This window comes from Gordonia abscondita (assembly GCF_032711245.1).
GTDB lineage: Bacteria > Actinomycetota > Actinomycetes > Mycobacteriales > Mycobacteriaceae > Gordonia.
On sequence record NZ_CP128986.1, the window covers coordinates 858,293 to 880,717 of the forward strand.

At 66.5% G+C, this 22,425-nt stretch carries 23 protein-coding genes; 7 read left to right on the forward strand and 16 right to left on the reverse strand.

What is annotated here, in order from left to right; genetic code table 11:
- Positions 1–3 precede the first annotated feature (3 nt).
- From MP11Mi_RS04015 to mshA, 7 genes are all read right to left on the reverse strand, one after another.
- The gene (locus tag MP11Mi_RS04015; RefSeq protein ID WP_420041019.1) at positions 4–1,161 is read right to left on the reverse strand and encodes a sensor histidine kinase; all 1,158 of its coding nucleotides are present in this window, start codon (positions 1,159–1,161) and stop codon (positions 4–6) included.
- 127 nt (positions 1,162–1,288) lie between these two features.
- Positions 1,289–1,594, reverse strand: a complete 306-nt coding sequence (locus MP11Mi_RS04020; protein WP_420041020.1) for a GNAT family N-acetyltransferase — start codon at positions 1,592–1,594, stop codon at positions 1,289–1,291.
- A 78-nt stretch (positions 1,595–1,672) separates the two neighbouring features.
- The gene (locus tag MP11Mi_RS04025) at positions 1,673–2,419 is read right to left on the reverse strand and encodes a phosphoglyceromutase (RefSeq protein WP_420041021.1); all 747 of its coding nucleotides are present in this window, start codon (positions 2,417–2,419) and stop codon (positions 1,673–1,675) included.
- Positions 2,420–2,439: 20 nt separating this feature from the next.
- A complete protein-coding gene (locus tag MP11Mi_RS04030; protein ID WP_420041022.1) occupies positions 2,440–3,213 on the reverse strand; it encodes an enoyl-CoA hydratase in 774 nt (257 codons plus the stop codon).
- An 11-nt stretch (positions 3,214–3,224) separates the two neighbouring features.
- The gene (locus MP11Mi_RS04035) at positions 3,225–4,829 is read right to left on the reverse strand and encodes an AMP-binding protein (protein ID WP_420041023.1); all 1,605 of its coding nucleotides are present in this window, start codon (positions 4,827–4,829) and stop codon (positions 3,225–3,227) included.
- A 66-nt stretch (positions 4,830–4,895) separates the two neighbouring features.
- Positions 4,896–5,471 carry a type III secretion system chaperone family protein gene (locus MP11Mi_RS04040; RefSeq protein WP_420041024.1) on the reverse strand — a complete coding sequence of 192 codons (576 nt, stop codon included), beginning with the start codon at positions 5,469–5,471 and terminating at the stop codon, positions 4,896–4,898.
- Between the two features lie 46 nt (positions 5,472–5,517).
- The gene (gene mshA / locus MP11Mi_RS04045; RefSeq protein ID WP_420041025.1) at positions 5,518–6,837 is read right to left on the reverse strand and encodes a D-inositol-3-phosphate glycosyltransferase; all 1,320 of its coding nucleotides are present in this window, start codon (positions 6,835–6,837) and stop codon (positions 5,518–5,520) included.
- A gap of 151 nt (positions 6,838–6,988) precedes the next feature.
- Here mshA and MP11Mi_RS04050 point away from each other — a divergent pair, with 151 nt between their 5' ends.
- Genes MP11Mi_RS04050 through MP11Mi_RS04060 form a run of 3 tightly spaced genes read left to right on the forward strand, consistent with a single transcriptional unit; the run spans position 6,989 to position 9,583 of the window.
- A complete protein-coding gene (locus MP11Mi_RS04050) occupies positions 6,989–7,945 on the forward strand; it encodes a metal ABC transporter solute-binding protein, Zn/Mn family (protein WP_420041026.1) in 957 nt (318 codons plus the stop codon).
- Positions 7,938–8,732 (forward strand): metal ABC transporter ATP-binding protein, encoded by a 795-nt coding sequence (locus MP11Mi_RS04055; protein WP_420041027.1) that lies wholly within the window; start codon positions 7,938–7,940, stop codon positions 8,730–8,732. The genes MP11Mi_RS04050 and MP11Mi_RS04055 overlap by 8 nt, the downstream gene beginning before the upstream one ends.
- Positions 8,733–8,755: 23 nt before the next feature.
- Positions 8,756–9,583 (forward strand): metal ABC transporter permease, encoded by an 828-nt coding sequence (locus MP11Mi_RS04060; protein WP_420041998.1) that lies wholly within the window; start codon positions 8,756–8,758, stop codon positions 9,581–9,583.
- 39 nt (positions 9,584–9,622) lie between these two features.
- Here the strand turns inward: MP11Mi_RS04060 and MP11Mi_RS04065 are convergent, their stop codons facing one another.
- Together MP11Mi_RS04065 and MP11Mi_RS04070 are read right to left on the reverse strand one after the other, a co-directional pair.
- Positions 9,623–10,120 carry a DUF2599 domain-containing protein gene (locus MP11Mi_RS04065; RefSeq protein WP_420041028.1) on the reverse strand — a complete coding sequence of 166 codons (498 nt, stop codon included), beginning with the start codon at positions 10,118–10,120 and terminating at the stop codon, positions 9,623–9,625.
- A complete protein-coding gene (locus MP11Mi_RS04070; protein ID WP_420041029.1) occupies positions 10,117–11,670 on the reverse strand; it encodes a carboxylesterase/lipase family protein in 1,554 nt (517 codons plus the stop codon). Before MP11Mi_RS04070 ends, MP11Mi_RS04065 begins: the two co-directional genes overlap by 4 nt.
- 71 nt (positions 11,671–11,741) lie before the next feature.
- On the opposite strand from MP11Mi_RS04070, the gene MP11Mi_RS04075 reads away from it, so the two are divergent.
- Positions 11,742–12,485, forward strand: a complete 744-nt coding sequence (locus MP11Mi_RS04075) for a LamB/YcsF family protein (RefSeq protein ID WP_420041030.1) — start codon at positions 11,742–11,744, stop codon at positions 12,483–12,485.
- A complete protein-coding gene (gene rarD / locus MP11Mi_RS04080) occupies positions 12,482–13,405 on the forward strand; it encodes an EamA family transporter RarD (protein ID WP_420041031.1) in 924 nt (307 codons plus the stop codon). The genes MP11Mi_RS04075 and rarD overlap by 4 nt, the downstream gene beginning before the upstream one ends.
- Before the next feature lie 4 nt (positions 13,406–13,409).
- Here rarD and MP11Mi_RS04085 read toward each other — a convergent pair whose 3' ends face one another.
- Positions 13,410–14,765, reverse strand: coding sequence for a phosphatase PAP2 family protein (locus MP11Mi_RS04085; RefSeq protein ID WP_420041032.1), 1,356 nt, complete (start codon positions 14,763–14,765; stop codon positions 13,410–13,412).
- Between the two features lie 68 nt (positions 14,766–14,833).
- Positions 14,834–15,952 carry a hypothetical protein gene (locus tag MP11Mi_RS04090; protein ID WP_420041033.1) on the reverse strand — a complete coding sequence of 373 codons (1,119 nt, stop codon included), beginning with the start codon at positions 15,950–15,952 and terminating at the stop codon, positions 14,834–14,836.
- Between the two features lie 61 nt (positions 15,953–16,013).
- On the opposite strand from MP11Mi_RS04090, the gene MP11Mi_RS04095 reads away from it, so the two are divergent.
- Positions 16,014–17,402, forward strand: coding sequence for a DUF2252 domain-containing protein (locus MP11Mi_RS04095; RefSeq protein ID WP_420041034.1), 1,389 nt, complete (start codon positions 16,014–16,016; stop codon positions 17,400–17,402).
- A 23-nt stretch (positions 17,403–17,425) separates the two neighbouring features.
- Here MP11Mi_RS04095 and rlmB read toward each other — a convergent pair whose 3' ends face one another.
- The 5 genes from rlmB to MP11Mi_RS04120 are packed head-to-tail and all read right to left on the reverse strand — an operon-like array spanning position 17,426 to position 21,434.
- Positions 17,426–18,385, reverse strand: a complete 960-nt coding sequence (gene rlmB / locus MP11Mi_RS04100; protein ID WP_420041035.1) for a 23S rRNA (guanosine(2251)-2'-O)-methyltransferase RlmB — start codon at positions 18,383–18,385, stop codon at positions 17,426–17,428.
- Between the two features lie 3 nt (positions 18,386–18,388).
- On the reverse strand, positions 18,389–19,780 hold the full coding sequence (gene cysS, locus MP11Mi_RS04105; RefSeq protein WP_420041036.1) for a cysteine--tRNA ligase: 1,392 nt from the start codon (positions 19,778–19,780) through the stop codon (positions 18,389–18,391).
- 11 nt (positions 19,781–19,791) lie between these two features.
- On the reverse strand, positions 19,792–20,256 hold the full coding sequence (ispF, locus tag MP11Mi_RS04110; protein WP_420041037.1) for a 2-C-methyl-D-erythritol 2,4-cyclodiphosphate synthase: 465 nt from the start codon (positions 20,254–20,256) through the stop codon (positions 19,792–19,794).
- 33 nt (positions 20,257–20,289) lie between these two features.
- On the reverse strand, positions 20,290–20,949 hold the full coding sequence (gene ispD, locus MP11Mi_RS04115; RefSeq protein ID WP_420712865.1) for a 2-C-methyl-D-erythritol 4-phosphate cytidylyltransferase: 660 nt from the start codon (positions 20,947–20,949) through the stop codon (positions 20,290–20,292).
- Positions 20,946–21,434: a CarD family transcriptional regulator gene (locus tag MP11Mi_RS04120; protein WP_420041039.1), complete on the reverse strand. Its 489-nt coding sequence runs from the start codon at positions 21,432–21,434 to the stop codon at positions 20,946–20,948. Before MP11Mi_RS04120 ends, ispD begins: the two co-directional genes overlap by 4 nt.
- 216 nt (positions 21,435–21,650) lie before the next feature.
- Here MP11Mi_RS04120 and MP11Mi_RS04125 point away from each other — a divergent pair, with 216 nt between their 5' ends.
- Positions 21,651–22,343 (forward strand): copper-binding protein, encoded by a 693-nt coding sequence (locus MP11Mi_RS04125; RefSeq protein WP_420041040.1) that lies wholly within the window; start codon positions 21,651–21,653, stop codon positions 22,341–22,343.
- Positions 22,344–22,425 lie beyond the last annotated feature (82 nt).

A 22,425-nucleotide genomic window follows, 5' to 3' on the forward strand; every position in this document is an offset into this window, starting at 1 on the left:
TGATTAGGCCGGGGTTTCATCGGTAGGTATGTAGAGGCTGAACGTGGAGCCGGTCCCCGGCTTGCTCCACAGCCCGATGTGTCCGCCGTGGCTGGCTGCCACGTGCTTGACGATTGCCAGGCCGAGGCCCGTGCCGCCGGTGGCACGCGACCTCGCCTTGTCGACACGGTAGAACCGTTCGAAGACTCGCTGCTGGTCTGCGGGCGCGATGCCGATGCCGCGGTCGGTGACCGCGATGCACGCCATCGGGCGGTCGTCGATGACGACCTCTTTGCGGCTGACCGACACGACGTCGCCTGTCGGCGAGTGGTTGATCGCATTGACGAGCAGGTTGCTCAACGCGGTGAGCAGTAGCGTGCGATCGCCTTGTACGGTCAGCCTACTCGGCTCGTCCACGACGAGCTCGATCTCGGAGACTTCGGCGGAGACGCCTGCACCGGCGACCGCGTCGTCGACGAGTGCGTCGACGTCGATGGGGACGAGGTCGGCGACGCTGCCGTCCTGCAATTTGGACAGTCCGATAAGCTCATTCACGAGCGTGCCCATTCGGGTCGCTTCTTTGAGGACTCGCCGCCCGAAGTGCTCCACCGCGCTCGGATCGTCACGCGATTCGAGCATGGCTTCGGCCATCAGGCTGATCGCACCGAGCGGCGTCTTCAACTCGTGCGAGACGTTGGCGGCGAAATCGCGACGAGTCGCCTCGACTCGCTGGTTAGTCGAGTCGTCGTCGCCGTATACGAGCACGAAACGTTCGCCGCTGACTTCGGCGAGGCTCGCCACGCATCGGACGGTGTCGACCGGGCGCGGCACCGCGCGGCCTGCCGAGACAAATCCGAGTGTCGAGTGCGGAGGCGAGAAGTCGAAGCGGCGGTCAGCTCCGGTCGACATGACTTCGGCGACGCCTTCCGCGATCGCATCCGCGAGCACGCCGCGCACCATACCGAGTTCCGTCGCACGGTCGTTGAACATCACGACGGTGTGGAATTCGTCCACCATCACGATCCCGGTCTCCGCTTTCGCGACCATCATCGTGAGCAGGTGAGTGCGGGACACGTCGGCGGCTTCGACCGGGTCGAGGCGATCGGCGTCGACGCGCGCCGGACCGAACCGTCCATTCGCCGCGGCACCGTCGATCAGGCGACCCCCGCTGGTTTCGGACACATCCAAAATCTTACGGTCACCGCCTGGAGTTCGCAGCTTGGGCAGCCAGTCTTCGCCGTCCATTCACGCCGGAGCAATGCTGATTAAGCGCACATGAACTCCCGATGATCGGCACTCGCCGCGCCGGTCACGACGCGACGAGGTCTGAGTACTCCGGGTGCTTCTCCAGGTAACTGGCGACGTATGTGCACACGGGGACGACGCTTCGGCCGTTCGCCCTGATGTCGTCGAGGACTTGCTTGACGAGTTCGGCCGCGAATCCCCTTCCGCCCCAACGGTCGTATATGACCGTGTGGGTGAGGGCGAGATTGACGCCGTCGGTCGTGTAGTCGATGTAACCGACTTCCACCGGACCCGAATCATCGTCCACGAGGTCAGCGCGGTAGCGCTCACGCTCGGCCAGATGTGTCACCGAAATCGTCGCGTCTGCCATGCCTCCAATGTAGCCGAGGTCACAGGTGCGCGCACAGGTTAGACCGGTGCGGGAGGGCGGGCGGGATTCGGGCTGTTGCTACGTCTTCTCGCCCTGCGCCGCGACGGCCGCGGCGCCTGCTGCGGCGGCCGCCGGATCGAGGTACACGCCGCCCGGAGTGGTCGGCCGCAGGTTCTCGTCGAGGTCGTAACGCAGCGGGTTGCCGGTCGGGATGTTGAGCCCGGCGATGTCCTCGTCAGAGATGCCGTCGAGATGCTTGACGAGCGCGCGCAGCGAGTTGCCGTGCGCGGCGACCAGCACCGTCTTACCGGCCCGGAGGTCGGCTTCGATGGTCTCGGTGTAGTACGGGATGAACCGCTTCACGACGTCGAGCAGGCACTCGGTGAGCGGCACGTCGATGCCGTCATAGCGCGGGTCGCCGACCTGGCTGTATTCGGCGTCAGCTTCGATCGCGGGCGGCGGGGTGTCGTAACTGCGTCGCCACAGCATGAACTGCTCGTCGCCGTACTTGGCCTTGGTCTCGGCCTTGTTCAGCCCCTGCAGCGCGCCGTAGTGCCGCTCGTTGAGCCGCCAGTCACGGACCACCGGGATCCAGTGGCGGTCCGCGGCGTCGAGCGCGATCTGTGCGGTGCTGATCGCGCGACGCAGCAGCGACGTGTAGAGAACGTCGGGCAGCAGATCGTGCTCGGTGAGGAGTTCGCCCGCGCGGACCGCTTCGGCGCGGCCCTTCTCGGTCAGCGCGACGTCCACCCAACCGGTGAACTGGTTGGATGCGTTCCATTCGCTCTCGCCGTGGCGCATCAGGATCAAGGTGCCGTTGCTCATGACGTTAGTTTCCCATACCGCTAGCGGCGCACCTGGTCGCGCCCGCGGCCGATGACCGAGGAACGTCGGTCCGCCACGACCGCCGGATCGAAGGTCTTCTTCCATTCGTCACTCGTCGCCTGTTCGACGGCGAGCGCCGGGTCGAGGAGGTGACTCTCGGCCCGGCGGTACGACGCGAGCAGGGTGCGCACGCCTGCCTGGTCGTTACCAGCGATGGTCGAGGCGACCTCGAGTGCCCGATCCAGCAGCGTCTCGTGCGAGACGACCTCGGTGACGAGCCCGGCTCGCAGCGCGGTCTGCGCGTCAACGAAATCACCCGACAGACTCATCCGCAGCGCGAACGCACGGCCGACGAGCGCGGGGAGCCGTGCGGTCATTCCCCAACTCGGGGCAAGCCCGAAGCGGGCGTGGGTGTCGGCGAACCTCGCCTTCTCGGACGCGATCAGGAAGTCGCAGCCGAGCGCCAGTTCGAGGCCGCCGGTGACGGCCGCACCGTTGATCGCACCGATCACCGGTTTACTCAACGGCTTCCACGGATGACCGGGCGGGATCTCCGGATCTGCCGCGGCCATCAGATTCTCGCCGGTGCCGCCGAGTTCGGCCAAGTCCAGACCCGCGCAGAACGCGGGATCGGTTCCGGTGAGGACGACGGCGTCGACACTGTCGTCCTCCCCCGCGGCCGCCTGAGCCTGCTGGATCTCACCGATCAGCGCACTGGTCAGTGAATTCCGCGCCTCCGGCCGGTTGAGTCGGAGGACCAGTACGCGCCCGTGCCGTTCCTGAACGAGCGCCACGTCGTTCCGCACTATCCGCGCAAGTTCTTGCGCAGAATCTTGCCCGACGCCGACTTCGGCACCGTCTCGATAAATTCGACGGCGCGGACCTTCTTGTAGGGGGCGACGCGTTCGGCGGTGAAGGCGATGACCTCATCCTCGGTGAGCTGCGCACCGTCCTGCGGCACGACGAACGCCTTCGGGATCTCCTCGCCGTCTGCGTCGTTGACGCCGATCACCGCGGCGTCGGCGATCCGCGGATGGGTCAGCAGCAGCGCTTCGAGTTCGGCGGGCGGCACCTGATAGCCCTTGTACTTGATGAGCTCTTTGAGGCGGTCGACGATGGTGACACAGCCGTCGTAGTCGACGGTGGCCATGTCGCCGGTGCGCAGCCACCGGCCTTCGACGATCGTCTCGGCGGTGGCTTGATCGTTGTTCAGGTAGCCGAGCATCACATTGGGGCCGCTCACCCATAGTTCGCCGGGCTCAGACGTGCCTTCGGCCGGCACATGGACATCCTCCCCGGTTGCCGGGTCGACGATCCGATTCTCGGTGTTCGGGATCGGCCACCCGCACGACTGGAGCGACGCGAGCCTGCCCATGGTGGTCTCCCCGCCGTCGAACGGGATCACATGGCTGACTGGCGACAGTTCGGTCATGCCGAAGCCCTGCAGCATGCGCAGGTCCAGCCGTCGGGCGACGGTGTCGCCGAGTTCTTCGTCAAGCGGCGCGGCACCCGAGACGATGGTGTGCAGCGACGAGACGTCGTACTGGTCGACGATCGGATGCTTCGCGAGCGCGACCGCGATCGGCGGCGCGATGAACGTGTACGTGACCTTGCGGCTCGCAATGTTCTCCAGGAATGCCACGAGGTCGAACTTCGGCATGACGACAAGCGTCGCGCGCGCCTTCAGAGCCGCATTGAGCAGGACGGTCATCCCGTAGATGTGGAAGAACGGGAGCACCGCGAGGACCACGTCGTCGCTCTGGAAGCCCTGGATGGGTGCGGTCTGGGACACGTTCGCCACTAGGTTCCGGTGACTGAGCTTGACGCCCTTCGGGTTTCCCGTGGTGCCGGAGCTGTACGGGAGTGCGGCGAGGTGCGTGGCCGGGTCGAATGACACCTGGGGAGCCGGCAGGCCTGCACCGATGAGTTCCGTGGCATTCGGGTGCCCCGTCGACGCCGATCCCTCGCCGTCGAGAACCACGACGTCGCCGTCGGCGATGCCGACCGCGCGGGCGGCTTCGAGAGCCTGCGGTGCCATCAGCGAGATCGTGATGATCATCCGCGCGTTCGAGTCCCGCAGCTGTTTGGTGATCTCGTTCGCGGTGAAGAGCGCGTTGAGCGTGGTCGCGGTCGCGCCGGACCGCAATACGCCGTGGAAGACCGACGCGAACGCTGGGATGTTCGGCGACAGGATCGCGACGACGTCGCCGACTCCGACGCCTCGGGCCGCGAGGGCGCCCGCGGCGGCGTCGACCTGAGCGACAAGTTGACCGTAGGTCGTGGTTGCTCCGGACACGCTATCGACGAGAGCCACGCGGTCGCGGTCGCCGTCAGTGAGGGAACCGAACAGGAAGTCGTACACGCTGAGGTCGGGAATGTCGACGGGCGGGAACGGGGAGGCGAATGTCATGGCGGTCCTTCGTCGTTGGAGGAGATCCGCCCGACCATACCAATCCCTGTTGTCACTGTCGGCGGTTCACTCCCCGGACGGCTCACCGATGTCGTCTAGTGCGCTCTGTTCGACGAGCGGCGGAATCTCCGGCAGGTCGTCGGGGTCGATCAGATGGGCGAACGCCTCCAGATTCTTCATCGGCTCGCCGCGCGCGGATCGCCACGCCCACTCGCGTTTGATCGATGTGAGGAAGCCGATCTCCAGGATCTGATTGAAGTCGCCGTCGGCGGCTTCCAGGACCTGCCCGAGCACGCGGTCGATCTCGTCTCGGCTGACTGCGTCCGCCGAGATCCGCCCGACCAGGTAGATGTCGCCCGCGTTGTCGATGGTGTAAGCGACGCCGTACAGCCGCCGGTTGCGCTTGAGCAGGTACCGATAGACAGCTTCGAGTTCCTCGTCGGCGCGGCGGCACACGAACGCCTCCACTCGGACCCCGTGCATGCCCGCCGTCAGCAGGACCGTCGTCTTGAGTTTCTTCTCGCCGGGCAGTTCGACGACGAGATGCTCCGACTTCGCGCCACCGGACGACTTACGCGTGTACTCGATCCCCGATTCGTCGAGGGCGGCCCGCAACGTCGCGGTGTAGTCGGTCGTGCTCATAGGGTCTCCATCCGTCGATCTGCTGCACTCGAAATGCCGTGACGGGTCACACCGTCAGCCGTGCCCGCCCACGCCGTCGGCGCAGACCGAAGCGGCTAGTCCCGCGCCCGTTAGCCCCGCGGTACCCGACGAGCGCACGGTCGTAGCTGGCCAGGAGCGCGTCAGTGGTGTGCTCCCACGAGAACTTCTCGGCGTGCACCGCGGCCCGCATTCCCATCGTCCGCAACCGATCCGGGTCGGCGAGCAGACCCGCCAGCGCCTCGGTCCACTGCGTGATGTCGTGTCCGGCGACGAGTTGCCCGGTCACACCGTCGGCGACGGCCACGCAGAGTCCGCCGACGTCTGCGGCCAGAACGGGGATTCCACACGCCTGCGCTTCGACGGCGACCAGCCCGAAGCTCTCCGAATAGCTGGGAACGGAGACGAGATCGGACGCCCGGTACACCTGAGCGAGATCGTCCGGCGTCTGCGGCGGCAGGAACGTGACCCGCTCGGTAACGCCGAGTTCAGCGGCCAACTCGATGAGCGTCTCCGGCAGGCCTGCGCCATTGCCCGACGGTCCGCCGACGACGAGGAGCCGCAACCGGCCGGTGCGATCGGCGTGGATCAGCGGCGCGATAGCCCGCAAGAGCACGTCGGGCGCCTTCAACGGCTGGATGCGGCCGACGAACGTGACGAGCACATCTTGGGGGTCGAGACCGAGCGCCGCACGCGCCGCGAGCTTGGGCCCCGGCGAGTACAGGTCCAAGTCTGCGCCAGGAACGACGACGTCCACCCGAGACGGATCGGCTCCGTACAGGTCGATCAGTTCCGACGCCTCGGTCGGCGTGTTCACCACGAGCCGGTCAGCCTCGTCGACCACCTGCTGTTCACCGATGACGCGCAGCATCGGTTCGGCGGTGTCACCGATCGCGAGCGACGCGTTCTTGACTGCGGCGAGGGTGTGCGCGGTGTGCACTAGCGGGACGCCCCACCGGTCCCGTGCCAGCCAGCCGACTTGGCCGGACAGCCAATAGTGGGAGTGGATCAGGTCGTAGTAACCCGGGTCTTGCGCCGCCTCGACGCGCAGCACATTGGCCGAGAACGCGCACAGCTGACCAGGCAGGTCGCGTTTGTCGAGGCCGTCGAACGGTCCGGCCGGCACGTGTCGCACGGTGACTCCGGGAGCCGCCTCGACGCTCGCCTCGTCGGCCGACGACGTTGCACGCGTGAAAATCTCAACTTCAACCCCCCGTCGCGCCAGACGAGTCGCAGTCTGCCACGCGTAGACGTTGAGTCCGCCGGCGTCGCCGGTCCCCGGCTGGGCGAGCGGCGATGTGTGCACGGAGATGAGTGCCAGCCGCCGCGGGAGGTGTCGACCCGTCATGTCCTCCAGCGTAGCCATCTACGATTACGGCGATCGGCGGCGGTGACCGATGCACGTTCGCGCATCGCTTCGACAAACGCTTCGACCGACCCCTAGGATTGTCGGTAACGATTGTCATTACATTTCAGCCTTGGATTCGGAGCCCTATCGCATGCCTTCCGTACGTCGTTTCCGCTTGGCCGCCGCACTCGCATCGACTGCCGTCCTGACCGCCGGACTCGTCGCCTGCGGCGAAGATTCCGGTCCGCAAGACACCGACCATCCCGTCGTGGTGGCGTCGACCAACGTGTGGGCGTCTGTCGCCAGCGCGGTCGCAGGCGACGACGCCGACGTGACCGCACTGTTCAACTCCACCGATGGTGACCCACACGAGTTCGAACCCACCAACGCCGACGCCGCGCGCGTCCTCGATGCGAACGTGATCGTGATGAACGGCGGCCATTACGATGCCTATATGGAGCGTATTGCCGCCGGCGCCAAAGGCCACAAGGTCAGCGCACTCGACGACGACGGGCACGACCACGACCACGAGGACGGGACACACAGCGACGAGGGCCACGCGGGCCACGACCACGCGTCCACCGAGCATGCGTTCTACACGCTTCCGGTAGTCGCCGACACCGCCGATGAGATCGCGAACTCGCTCGCAGAGGTCGCCCCGGCTCACGCGGACGAATACCGCGCGAACGCCAAGGCGTTCCGCACCGAGATCGACGGGCTGCGCGGCCGGATGGCCAAGCTCGGTTCAGAACACCCGAACACCAAGGTCGCAGCGACCGAGCCGCTTGCGACGACGCTCCTGAGCGAGGCGGGAATCACCGACATCGCACCCGCCGGATTCACTGCGGCCGTGGAAGAGGGCCAGTCACCGTCGGCAGCCGACCGCGCGACTTTCGACGACCTGCTGCACGCTCGCAAGGTGTCGGCCCTGATCTACAACGTCCAGTCGGTCGACCCGGCGACCGAATCGGTGCTGTCGACGGCGAAGTCGTCCGGCGTCCCGGTCCTGAAGTTCACCGAGTCGCTGCCCGAAGGCACGCACAGCTACGTCGCCTGGCAGTCGGCGCAGATCACACAGTTGGAAGAGGCACTGAACACCCGTGAGTGATGCCGTACTGAGTTTCACCGGGTCCGGGCTGTCGTTCGACGCTCGGACCCTGTGGCATGACCTGGACCTGGACGTCGCGCCTGGCGAGTTCATCGCCGTGCTCGGCCCGAACGGATCCGGGAAGACGACCTTGCTCCGCGCCGTCCTCGGGCAGGTTCCGCTTACCGACGGGGCCGTCACCGCGAACGGACGCATCGGCTATATCCCGCAGCAGCACGCAGACGACTCCGACGCGATGATGCTGCGCGGCCGCGACCTCGTCGGTTTCGGCGCCGACGGCGCATCGTGGGGCATGGGTTTACGCGGAATGAAGTCGCGCCGCACCCGCGTCGACGCGGCTCTCGCCGAAGTCGACGCGACTCGGTACGCCAACACCGCTGTCGGCCTGCTGTCGGGCGGCGAACAGCAACGCCTCCGAATCGCGCAAGCGTTGACGCGTGACCCGTCGATCCTGTTGTGCGACGAACCGCTCGCGAGTCTCGACCTGACGAGTCAGCAGGTGGTCGTCGACCTCCTCGACGCCAGACGACGGCGCGCCGACACCGCCGTCCTGTTCGTCACGCACGAGTTGAACCCGGTGCTGCCGTTCGTCGATCGCGTGCTCTACCTCGCCGACGGCCGGTTCCGGATCGGGACCGTCGACGAGGTGATGAACTCGGCGACCCTGTCCGAGTTGTACGGCAGTCCGATCGAGGTGGTCCGCATCGGCGGACGACTGATCGTCGTGGGCGGCGAGGACTCTCACCATTGCGTCGAGCACGGCTACGCCGATGAGGCGGCTTCGTGACCTCGACGACCCTGGCAGCGAACATGGGTCAGTTCTTCCAGTTCTCGGCGACCGGCCACCTGCTGTCGTACACGTTCGTGCAACAGTCACTGCTCGCGATCGCCCTCCTGGGTCTCATCGGCGGCGTGCTTGGGCCGATGATCGTCGCACGCCAAATGAGTTTCGCGGTGCACGGCGCGGCCGAACTCTCGTTCACCGGCGCAGCTGCCGCGCTGCTCGCCGGGGTCGGGGTGAACATCGGCGGCGTGATCGGCGCGGTCCTCGCCGCCGCCGTCTTCGGTCTGCTGGGTCAGCGCGCGCGCGAACGCGATTCGGTGATCGGCGTCGTCATGGCGTTCGGGCTCGGCCTCGGTGTCCTGTTCCTGTCACTGCACGGACGCGTCGGGCAGGGGTTTGCCCTACTGACTGGACAGGTGGTCAGCGTCGGCACGAACGGTCTGATCGCGGTCGGGGTCACCGCAGCCGTTGTCCTCGTCGTCTACGCGCTCATCTACCGGCCGCTGCTGTTCGCCAGCCTGGATCCCCGGGTCGCCGAGACCGCCGGAGTCCCCACCCGATTCCTGTCGGTGGTCTTCGCGATCCTGGTCGGCCTCGCGGCGGCACAGGGGGTGCAGATCATCGGCGCGCTGCTCGTGATGAGCCTGTTGATCACTCCGGCCGCAGCGGCCGCGCGGCTGACCGCGGACCCGACGAAGGTACTCGTGCTGTCGGTGCTGTTCGCCGAACTGGCGGCCGTCGGCGGTCTGGTGCTGTCGCTCGCGCCCGAACTCCCCGTGTCGGTCGCGGTCACGACCATCTCGTTCGCCGTCTACGTGATCTGCCGCCTCATCGGGATGCGACGGCGGGACTGACTCACGCCACCACGGACAATCGCCACTTCGCTTCAGCCGCTACTTCTCTTCAGAGAATCCCGGATTACACCGCGTCGAGATCATCTCGGACTCACTGACGACGGGCCGCTCGGGTTCGAGATTCCAACTCGTTTTCTCCGGGTCGACGAGGCGCGCGAACGTCCAATGGCAGTCGAACTGAGCACGCATGCCCGGGCGCTCGGCATCCGGATGCAGCGCGAGGACCTCCTGCCACGCTTCACCACCCGCGGTGTCGCCCGAGACATCGCGTCCGTTGCGCGTCGGGCGGATCTGCAGGCTCGGTCCGACTTCGGTGTCCACCCAATCGGCGCCCTCGATGTACGGCGGTGGCAGCGTCGGAGTCTGCGAGGTTGAGCTTTGGGACGTTGGAGTCCGGGAACTCGCCTGCGAGGTCGTCGGCGGCTGAGTCTTCGACATCGTCGTCGGTTCGTCGATGTCGTCGCCGGAACTGCACGCGCCGACCAGTAGCGTCGCGGCACACACCGATACGAGTAGCGCAGGTCGCCGACGAGTCACCCGCTGACCGCCAGATGCACGCGCTCCCACGCGCGGCGCCGCCCGCCTTCGGGGTCGACGGCGACGTGCGACGGATCGTCGAGGATCATCACGCGGCGGTCCTCGACGGTGTAGCGCGGCCAGCTCGGCGACGGCACACCCTTGCGCGCGAACCAACTCCAGTGCGACTGCATCGTCGCGGTGATCCGCTTGGTCGACCCCCAACTGCCTGCGGCGGCGAGCCCCGCCCCGATCGGGTCGCGGTAGATGCCGAAGACGGCGAACAGTTCGGTCGCATGGGTCGCGCCGATCCCGGTCGCGTTCAGCACGGTCGGCGCATAGTCGTAACGGTAAACATAGGTCGGTGCGTGCGCGCTGTGGTAGCCGGCGAACATCTGGGTCGGAATCCAGAACGTGGCGTCCGCGGCCAGACGCACATGGTCGCGCGTGCCCGGATAAAGCAGTTCCACCTCGGCACGGATTTCGGGATCGTCGACGCCGATGAACGCCTGCGAACCGTCGGGCAAGATGTTCCAGAATCGTGCGAACAGCTCCCCCTCGTCTTTGTTGTGGCCGATGACCAACGGCACCCGGTGCGTGTTGCCGTCGCGCGCGGCGTCGTTCGGCCGCTGCGGCAGGTAGTGGCCGTCGACGGTCGGCGCGAACGGCATCGGATCCGACAGTCCCGCGGCCCTCGCGAAACCGAGCAGTCTGTTGCCGGTGCGGACGAGGTCCATCCCGCTGGCGGCGTCGACGACACGGGCGACGACGTCGGGGTCCAACGGCGGGTCGGTGCGTTCGGCTCCGTTGCGTCGCGTCGGGTCGATGAGCAGCCGCACGAACTCGTCGGCGAATATTCGCGCGTTGTCTTTGTCCACAACCAGGTCTGGGGCTGGACTCTGCGAGATCGCGCCGACGAACAGCCCGGCCGCGGCAGGCGTCGACAGCAGGGTGAGGGCCGCCGACCCGCCCGCGCTCTCCCCGAACACGGTGACGCGGTCGGGGTCGCCGCCGAATGCGGCGATGTTCCGCTGCACCCATTCGAGCCCGGCCACCATGTCGCGCAGACCGAGGTTTGCCTCGAACTGGCGCTCCGGCGTCGAGTAGTCGGTCAGGTCGAGGAACCCGAGCGGCCCGACACGATAGTTGACGGTCACCACGATCACGTCCCGCGAACGTGCGAGGTATGCGCCGTCGTAAATCGGGGTCGACGTGCCGCCGAGGATGTACGCGCCGCCGTAGTTGAACACCATCACCGGTCGCGGGGTCGACGACACCGACTCGGGCGTGAACACGTTAACGGTCAGACAGTCCTCGTGGCGCGGCTGGAAGCGGCCGGCACCGCGGGCGGTGAACAGCTTGTCCTGAATGGGTGCGTTCCCGTAGTCGTCACAGTCGAGGACGCCCGGCCACGGCACTGCGGGTTCGGGCGCACGCCATCGGCGCCGACCGACGGGCGGCGCCGCGAACGGGATGCCCTTCCACGCGATCGTCCCCTTGCGTCCACCGCGGCCGCGGTATCCCTGAACTGCGCCGTCGGCGGTCGTCACCGTCGTGTCCATCACTGCCATGCGCTCACACTATAGGCGAGAGTGAAACCGGCAGCACCGACGTCGAAACGGACGCGACTATCCTCGACAGGATGCGCGCGCACTCCGTCATCGACCTGAACGCCGACCTCGGGGAGGGGGTCGGGGACGACGCGGCGATGATGCCGCTCATCAGTAGCGCGAACATCGCGTGCGGCTTCCACGCGGGCACTCCCACCGCGCTGCGGGAGGCCTGCGCTGCGGCCGTCGCGTTCGACGTCCGAATCGGCGCACAAGTCTCCTACCCCGACCGGACCGGCTTCGGCCGACGGTTTATGGATATCGCCCCGGACGATCTGATCGCCGACGTCCTCTACCAGGTGGGCGCGCTGCGCGCACTTGCCGAATCCGTCGGCGGCACAGTCGAATACGTTAAGCCGCACGGTGCGCTCTACAACGCCGTCGTGAGCGACGAACAGCAGGCGCGCGCCGTGGTCGAGGCGGTCGCCTACACCGGACTGCCGGTGATGTGTCTGCCCGGTTCCGCAGTTCAGCGTCTCGCGATCGACGCCGACGTCCCGGTGATCACTGAGGCGTTCGCCGACCGCGGCTACACGTCGGAGGGGACGCTGGTGCCGCGCACCGAGCCCGGCGCCCTCTTGCACGACTCCGCCGCGATCGCCGACCGTGTCGTGACCCTGGCCTGCACCGGGCTCATCACCGCCGTCGACGGGACGCAGATCGAGGCGGACGCGATGTCGGTGTGCCTGCACGGCGACACCGAGGGAGCCCTCGCGCACGCGCGAGCCGTACGCGATGCGTTGGCGGACGCCGGGATCGACGTGCGCAGCCGATGAGCCCGCGCGTCGTCCCCCAGTCGACGCGCGGTGTCCTCGCCGGCTTCGCCGCTTACGGGACCTGGGGGATGTTCCCACTGTTCTTCGACGCCCTCCGCCCGACCGGGCCATGGGAAATCCTCGCCCACCGCATCGTTTGGACACTGCTGCTATGCGTCGTCGTGCTGCTGGTGATGCGCGACTGGCGATGGATCGCCGAACTCCGCGGGCAGTGGCGCCTCCTGGCCGGTGTCACCGTCGCGGCGTTCCTGATCGCGATCAACTGGGTCGTGTACGTCGCTGCGGTCACATCCGGCCATACGAGCGACGCCGCGCTCGGGTACTTCCTGAATCCACTCGTCACCGTCGCGCTGGGAGTCGTGGTGCTGCACGAACGGCTGCGGACCCTCCAGTGGGCCGCGGTCGCCGTCGGAGTTGCCGCCGGACTGTACCTCGCGATCGCGGGCGGCCGGATTCCAGTCACCGCGCTAGTACTGGCCGGATCGTTCGCCGGATACGGTCTGGCGAAGAACAAGGTCGGGGCACGTCTCCCGGCACTGCACAGCCTGTCGTTGGAGACGGCGATCCTGACGCCGCCTGCACTGGTGATCTTCGGGATCGTGGCGAGCACGTCGTCGGGCCTGGACTTCGGCGACCACGGCGGCGTGCACACCGCGCTGCTGTGTCTGTCCGGAGTCGCGACAGCTGTCCCACTGCTGTTCTTCGCGGCAGCTGCCCGGCGTATCCCGCTCGTTACCGTCGGGCTGATCCAGTTCGTGACGCCGATCGTCCAGCTGCTGTGCGCGGTCCTCGTCTTGCACGAGCACCTGCCGACCGAGCGCTGGATCGGGTTCGGCATCGTGTGGATCGCCCTCATCCTGCTGACGACCGACAGCCTGTTGCAGATGACGAAGTCGCGCGGGCATCTGACACCCGCATAGCGCGTTACGCTCGCGAGCGCCGACGCACCGACGGCGTGGTCGGACCGCCAGGGCGTTGTCCGACGGACAGCAGCTCCGGTCTCTCGACGAACACGAAGGCAATCACCATCATCCCCACGGGCGCCAGCAACAGTACGGCCGCCCCGGCGCCGCCGGTCGACAACGGGACTGCGGCCAGACGGGTCAGTAAGAGCAGTCCGGTGAAGACGACGAAGCCCGCCGCTACGACGCCCATGCGGAAACGTGTCCACCCCGTTTCCGGGCGAGTCAACGCGGCTTCGATGGTCAGTGTAAACACGATGCCAGCGAGAATGTCGATCGCGTAGTGGTAACCGAAGCCGAGGGTCGCGGCGATCGTGCAGACGAACCACACCGTGCCGAATATTCTCGACGCCTTCGAGCCGCGCAGACCGTGCAGGAGGATGCACGTCGCCCACGCTGTGTGCAGGCTCGGCATACAGTTCCGGGCGATGCCCTGGTTGAAGAATCTCGCGACCGGCTCGGTGATGTCGGGCGTCACCCACGGCCACACGTCGACCCAGCCCGCTCCGGGATGCTCGTGTCCGAACGCGTAGGTCGGGCCGACCACTGGGAAGATGAAATAGACGATCGGGCCGATCATGCCGATTAGCAGGAACGTGCGGATGATGTGATGCCGCGGGAACCCGTCGCGCGCGACGTTCCGCAGTTGGAAGTATGCGATGACCGCCGCACCGACCGGCAGGAAGACGTACACCCTGCTCAACACGTCGGTGAGGAATGCGCTGTCGGTCACGATCCGTCCCATCACCCAAGACGGAGAACCCAGCGCCCGGTCGGCCATCTCAACGTACTCGTCGAGGACCTTCGGGTTCGCTTTGGCCGACAACACCAGCCAGGCGTCGCCGACGCGGCCCATGATCGGCATCATCAGACCGAGGCCGACGGCCTTCAACGTCGCCGACTTCTCGGGGCCCTGGAGCTTCCAGAACGCATAGAGGCCGGTGCCGACGAGGCCGAACAGGATGCCGTTGCCGACCGTCCCCGGGTTTCCGACGATCACACGCTGCAGGTTCCAAACACCTTCGAGTAGAACGACCCCGCCGAGTACCCACCAGCGCAGGCGCGCAGGCATGCACACCAAGGCGAGTACCAGACCCGCCAGCTTGATCTCCCCGATGCCCGGCCGACCCACGAAGTCGTGCGCCAACAGATCGACCGGCCCGCGGATGTCGTACACCTGCGCGATGATCTCGATGACCACGACGAATGCAGCGAGGGCGAGCACGACCAACGACCATCCGCGCGCACCGAGTTCGACACGTCGCGACGTCAGGCGACGCACACGATCGAAGAACCCCGGCTGAAGTTCTTGTAACACGGCTTACAGGTTAGTGAACAAACGCTGAATTTCCAGAATCCTGTGACGCGTTTGTCATTCGGCCTACATCAACCAGGCGCCGAACTGCGCGACTCGTCGGATATGCCGCGAGCGGGCTCACCGTACGACACCATTTCTCGATCCAACGCCCGCCTCAACTCCTTGTTCTGCGCACAGACCGTGGCGAAGACGGTGAGCAGGCACCAGAGCAGAACCGACGAGACGAGCACCAGGATAAATGCCGACACCGCTCCCCCGGTCATCTGTTCGCCCGCCGATTGGCGCGCCCACAGGCGCCAGAAGATCATCAGGTTCACCGTCAGACCGACGCCGTACGAGACTGCGAACGACACCAGATACGGCAGCCAAGTACCGTCGTGCAAACGTGCGGACAACGGCTCTTGACGCAGCGGCGCGACGACGGACAGGACGTTCGCTACGCCCATCCAGACGAGGATCATCACCAGGAACTGGTCGACCACGGCGGCGAGACTACTCTGGCTCGGCCCGGCCACCAGCAACGCGATCACGGGGGCCGCGGACACTAGCAGCAGCCCGGCCATCGTCAAGTTCTTGATGACGAGGATCCGCCAGAGCGGTTCGCCGGACCGCAGCAGTTCCCGCGTCCGCCCTGCCTCGAAGCACAACGCGTTCGTGCACACCACGCTGCCGATCAGACCGGAATACAGGTACAGCATCAGTTGCGCCGCCGTGTAGTTCGACCATCCGCTGAACTCGTAGAACGCGACGAGGCCCAGGCACACCACGATCGTGATGGCCAATCTGATCAGGATCGAATGCGGACGGTCGGCGACGACGTGTCGCAGTTCGCCAGCCGCCCGACGCGGCACTGATCGCAGCCCCACTACGGCCCTGCGGGCGACGACACCCAGTTCGTGCCCCGCCCCCACGGGCGGCTTGACCGGTATGCCGAGTGCGGCGCCGTCAAGGTCGTCGACCGCGACGACGATCGCACGCGCCGTCGCGACCCGAGCCGCGTGCACCGATGCGGCCGCCGACTCCTCGGTGACCGGAAGGGACCCGGCGGTCGCCCTCGCATCCTTGACCACGGCAAAAGCCCGCAGATCCTCGATCGATACCGCGGTGCGTCGGGCGGCATCGAATCGACTGACCAACCCGGACAACTGGTTCAGCTCGGCCGACGGCTCGAGCGGCCGATCGTTCATGCGCCACATCCTCGTCTAGATCGCCCATGCGAACTCAGACACGACCCGACATGATGGTTACATGACTCTATGGCAGGGCGAGCCCGCATTCGAATCCCGGCCGGGCAAGATCGTCACCATAGACGGTGCGGCGCAACGGAAAGTGGTCGGACGGCGCGCTCTCGGGCGCTGGCGACCCGAGCGTCGCGGGCACGATGCCCTCTCGACGATCCTCACACAGAACGGCATCCGCGATCAGGCGCTGGTGCCGATGCGGCATGGTCGGATGGCGGCGACACCGTGGACCTACTACCGGGGAGCGGCCGCAGTGATGGCGGCGGACCTCGCGTCCGAGCAGCACACCGGGATCATGGTGCAACTGTGCGGTGACGCCCACGTCCTCAACTTCGGGCTATGGAATTCGCCGGAACGAAATCTGTCGTTCGACCTGCGCGACTTCGACGAGACCCTGTGCGGCCCCTTCGAGTGGGACGTCAAACGATTCCTGTCCAGCCTAGTGATCCTGGCCCGCGACAACGGGGTCGCCGACAGCGCGCGCGACGCCGTCGCCGCAGGCTATGCCGGATACCGTGAGTGGATCACGACGTACGCGACCTGGCCCGCACTCGACATCTGGTACGACTCGGTCAACGCCGATCAGCTCGTCGACTACACCGCGAACGACGACGACCACCGCCTCGACGCGATCATCGAGAAACGCGCGGCCAAACGGTCGAGCAGAGGTGTGTTCAAGAAGTTGACCGACGTGGTCGCCGGCGAGCGGCGGATCGTCGAGGATCCCCCATACCGGTCTCACGCCCTCGCGAACCATCACGACGAACTCGAATCGATCATCCGCCAATACCAGGAGACCGTGCCCGACCACATCTCGTCGCTGTGGTCACGGTACGACTTGGTCGACGCCGTACAGCAGGTGGTCGGCGTCGGGAGCGTAGGCATGCGGGTATTCCTGACCCTGAGCGAGGAGCGCCGCACCGGAGACCCAATCTTCTTGCAGATGAAGCAGGCCGGGCCTTCGGTGTACGAGCAGTTCCTCGGCCCTAGCCCCTACGACAATCACGGGTCGCGGGTGATCCACGGTCAGCGATTGATCCAGAGCGCCACCGACGTTTTCGTGGGGTGGACGTCCGTCACGGCCCAGGAGGAGTCCCGGCAGACGATCGACTTCTACGTCCGCCAGTTCCGCGACGGCAAAGTGATCCCCAAGGGGGAGGTGATCGCGCCGCGCCTACCGCAGTTCGCGAAAGCCTGCGGGCATGTGTTGGCGCGCGCGCACTCACGCAGCGGTGATGCGAAGGCAATCGACGACTATCTGGGGTCGTCGGCCAAAGCGGGAGAGTCGTTCACCGAGTTCGCCTTCGCGTACGCCGACCAGAACACCGCCGACCACGCCCAGTTGGCGAAGGCCGTGGAAGACGGCGAGGTCTCGGCCGTCGAGGGTTGGCCGTGACCTCACTGCCGACCCGTGGTCGTCTACACGAGGCGACGCTGACGCGCGAACTCGCCTAGCACGACTCCGGCGGCGACCGAGGCGTTGAGACTCTCGACGTCGCCTGCCATCGGCACCGACAAGATCGAGTCGCAGGTCTCGCGGACCAGTCGCGAAAGGCCTTTGCCTTCGGAGCCGACTACGACGACCACCGGTCCGGTCCCGTCGTACTCGTAGAGGCTGACGTCACCGCCCGCGTCGAGCCCGACGATCTGCGCACCCGACTTGGCCCAGTCGACCAGTGTGCGGGTCAGATTCGGTGCCTGAGCGACGGGCAGCCGCGCGGCCGCACCCGCACTGGTCCGCCACGCGACAGCCGACACGCCGGCACTGCGACGCTGCGGAATCAACACGCCGTGCCCGCCGAACGCCGCCACCGAACGGATAACCGCACCGAGGTTGCGCGGATCGGTGATGTTGTCGAGAGCCACCAGCAGCGGCTGCGTCGACGACGCGCGTGCGTCCGCCATCAGATCGTCCGGGTGCGCGTACCGGTACTCGGGCACCTGCAGCGCGAGACCCTGATGCATGCCGTTCGGCGACATCCGGTCGAGTTCTCCCCGGCCTACCTCAAGGATCGAGATACCGCGGTCACCAGCGGTATGCACGGCCTCCCGCACACGGTCGTCGGCCTCGACGCCCAGCTGCACGTAGAGTGCGGTCGCCGGAACCTGTGCGCGCAGGCATTCGACGACCGGGTTGCGGCCGAGTACATACTCGGGTCCGCCATCGTCAGACTTTCGTGTGTTGCGCGGGCGTCCGCTCGACGCTTTCTCCGCGACCTTCGCCTTCTTGTGTTTCGCGTGGTAGACGCGGTCCTCGGCTTTCGGGGTCGCGCCGCGGCCCTCGAGCCCGCGGCGACGCTGGCCTCCTGAACCGGTAGTCTGCCCCTTCTTGCTGCCCGACTTCCGGACAGCTCCCTTGCGTTGCGAGTTGCCGGCCATCTGCTAGTCCTTCGTTTTGAGCGCCCACTGGGCGCCGTCGGGGGTATCGGTCACTTCGACGCCGGCCTCGGCGAGCCGGTCGCGGACCTCGTCGGCGACCGCCCAGTCTTTCGCTGCGCGTGCGGTGGCACGGCGGTCCAGTTCCGCGCCGATCAGCACGTCCAGTGCCGCGGTCGACGCGTCGTCCGTCCCGTTCGAGCTCCAGTGCTCGTCGAGCGGGTCGGTGCCGAGGATGGCGGTCATGGCTCGCACCGTCTCAGCGATCGCCAGCGCTGTGGCCGCGTCACCGGATTCGAGTGCGGTATTGCCTTCGCGGACAGCGTTGTGGACAGCGGCGAGTGCGGCTGGCACGCCCAGGTCGTCGTCGAGGGCCGCTGCGAAATCCGCCGACACCTCGCCGACCGCGACGTCGCCGACGCGCTCGGCTACCCGGTGCACGAACGACTCGATGCGCCGATAGCCGGCAGCGGCTTCGGACAGGGCGCCGTCGGAGTATTCGAGCATCGAACGGTAGTGCGCGCTGCCGAGGTAGTAGCGCAGTTCCGCAGCGCGCACTTTCTCCAGCATCGCGGGGATGGCAACAACGTTGCCGAGCGACTTGCTCATCTTCTCGCCGCTCATCGTCACCCAGCCGTTGTGCAGCCAGTATCGGGCGAAAGCGTCCCCTGCACCGTGGCTCTGCGCTATCTCGTTCTCGTGATGCGGGAAGACCAGATCCATACCGCCGCAATGGATGTCGAATTCGCCACCGAGAAGTGATGTGGCCATCGCCGAGCACTCCAGGTGCCAGCCGGGCCGGCCGCCGCCCCACGGAGTGGGCCAGGATGGCTCCCCCGGCTTGACGGCCTTCCACAGGGTGAAGTCACGCGGATCGCGTTTCCCGGTCCCCACGCTCTCGCCTTGATGGACGTCGTCGAGCTTGTGTCCGGACAGGCTGCCGTACTCGGGCAGACTCCGCACGTCGAAGTAGACGTTTCCGTCGGCGACGTACGCGTGGCCTAGGTCGATCAACCGCTGCATGTACTCGACCATCTGAGTGATGAAGCCGGTCGCCCGCGGTTCGACGGACGGGGGCAGTACACCGAGAGCAGCGTACGCCTTGGTGAACTCACGCTCATGGGTCGCCGCCCACTCCCACCAGGGGCGGCCCGCAGCGGCGGCTTTGCGGAGAATCTTGTCGTCGATGTCGGTGACATTTCGGACGAAGAGCACGTCGTAGCCGCGATAGGCGAGCCAGCGGCGAAGGACGTCGAACGCAATACCGCTGCGGACGTGACCGATGTGCGGCACGCCCTGCACTGTGGCACCGCACAGGTACACGCCGACCGTCCCGGGTTGTAGGGGAACGAATTCGCGGACCTCGCGCGATGCGGTGTCGTACAGGTTGAGCGTCACGGCCTGAAATTCTACTTGAGGCCCAGCAAGGCGGTGGCCACTGCGGCGATCCCCTCGCCCCGACCGGTGAGGCCGAGGCCGTCCGTGCTCGTCGCCGACACGGACACGGGCGCGCCGAGCAGTCCTGACAGCACTTCCTGTGCCTGCGTCCGACGCGGACCGATCTTGGGCCGGTTTCCGATCACCTGGACTGCCGCATTGATCGGAGTGAAGCCCGCGTCGTCGAGGAGGGACGCGACGTGGGTGAGCATGGCGGCACCCGTCACGTTCTCCCATTCGGGTCGGTCGACCCCGAACACGGCGCCGAGATCGCCGAGTCCAGCCGCCGACAGGAGCGCGTCACAGAGTGCGTGGACGCCGACGTCGCCGTCGGAGTGGCCGGAGCAACCGTCCGCGTCCTCGAAGAGCAGCCCGACCATCCAGCAGTCGCGGCCCGGTTCGATCGGGTGGACGTCGGTGCCGATACCCACGCGCATGCGTGACGTCTCCTCTTCTGTCGTGTCGGTGCCTCAGGCGAGCAGTCGAGCCAGCCGGAGGTCGAACGGTGTGGTCACTTTGAATGCCATCGCATCGCCGGGAATCACTGTCACGGTGACTCCCGCGGCTTCGACGAGTCCGGCATCGTCGGTCGCGTCACCGGCCTCCGCGTGGGCGGCCCGCAGCACATCGGCAGCGAATCCCTGCGGAGTTTGAATGGCGCGCAACATATTTCGATCAGGGGTGTCGATCACCCGATCCTCGGAGTCGACGCGCTTGAGCGTGTCGGCAACTGGCGTGCCGGGCACTACCGCGCGGGCCCCGCCGTGCACTTCGGCCGCGACCGCCGCGAACAATGCGGGCGGAGTCAGCGCGCGAGCCGCGTCGTGCACGAGGATCACTTCGGCGTCGGTGGCCGCGAGCGCAGCCCGCACAGAATCGCTGCGTTGCGCCCCGCCCACCACGACACGCGCATCCGGAACGAGCCGTCGCGCACTGTCTACGAGTGTTTCGGGGACCGCGACGACGATGTCGTCGACCGCCCCGGATTCGCGGGCGGCGGCGACGCTGCGTTCAAGCAGCGTCACTCCGCCGACCTCTACGAACGCCTTAGGCTGGTCTTCACCCAGACGGGTGCCCATGCCTGCGGCTGGAATCAATGCGGCCACGAGTGGCCGCCCGTGCTCTGTCAGGACGCTGCAGCCAAGATCTCGTCGAGGATGCTGTCCGCCTTCTTGTCGTCCGTGCTCCGAGCGAGCGAGAGTTCGTCGACCAGTACGCGACGCGCACGGGTCAGCATCCGCTTCTCACCTGCAGACAGTCCGCGGTCCTGCTCACGACGCCACAGGTCGCGAACGATCTCCGCGACCTTGATGATGTCTCCGGAGTTCAACTTCTCCTGGTTCGCCTTGAAACGACGGGCCCAGTTCGTGGGCTCCTCGACGTTCGGAGCACGCAGAACCTGAAATACCTCACCGAGCCCCTCTTCGCCGACAACGTCACGAACTCCGACGTAGTCGAGCTTGCTCGAGGGGATCTGCACCGTCATGTCGCCGTCTGCGACTTTCAGGACCAGGTATTCAACTTCTTCACCCTTGATGGTCCGAACGACGATGTCGTCAATCCGAGCAGCACCATGATGGGGGTACACAACGGTGTCGCCAACTTTGAAATTCAATGTTCCATGCCCCTTCCGAGTGTTACCAGTGTAACACCCACCCACTGACAGCCTTTCCAACGGTGCAGGTCAACACCCATTCACGGCGGTCGCGCTATAATTCGGAAGATTATCCGCAGACCCGGGCGAACTTTTCCGGGTCGACACCACTACGCTGCGTAGTGAGCGTTCGCATCCGGCGGACAGCGCGACGACCACCCGGAGGAAAAGGTGTCAGTGCTCAATCGGACCACCGGCCGTTTGGCCAAGGCTGCCGTCGTCGGTGCGCTCGGCGCCGCGATCGCCCTCGGCTCCACGGCCTGCGGCGCAGGCAAGATCTCTCAGACCACTAACCAACTGCCTGCAGTGAACGGCGCGGGTGGTTCCGTGGCTCTCGACCCCGATGTGATCGACGGCGACGAGTTGCGAAACGGCCAGATCACGGTCCGGAACGCGCAGATCGTGTACCCGGTCGAGAACACAGACAAGACATTCGCCGACGGCGGGCCGTTCGACGTTTCGTTTCTGATCTCCAACGACAGCGTGACCCGCAAGGTCAAGTTCGTCGAGGTCATCGGACCCGACGGGTCGTCGGTATCGATCACCGACCCGAAGAAGCAGAGCGGCGAGGTCAAGGCAGATCCGCGCGTGCTCGCTCCCGGCGAGAATCTGTTGGCAGGCGTCCCCGCAAACGTCGACACGTCGGCAGCACAAGCCGCCGACATCGAGCGTTTCACCGTCACACTGAGCAACGCGAAGGTGGTACGTGCGGGTCTCACCACGCCGCTGACGTTCAAGTTCGACGTGCTCGACCTGGGCGGCAAGAAGATCGGCGAGAAGAGCCTGACGATCACTACCCCGGTCGACGCCGGAGCTCTCAAGGAGCGCGCGGACGTCGTACGCGACGCCGAAGGCGACGAGGGCCACTAGCCCCTCACTTCCCGACACCACGAGCGCCTTCCCCCGTTGCCATCGGGGGGAGGCGCTCGTTCGTCATCCACAGCTGGCCGCC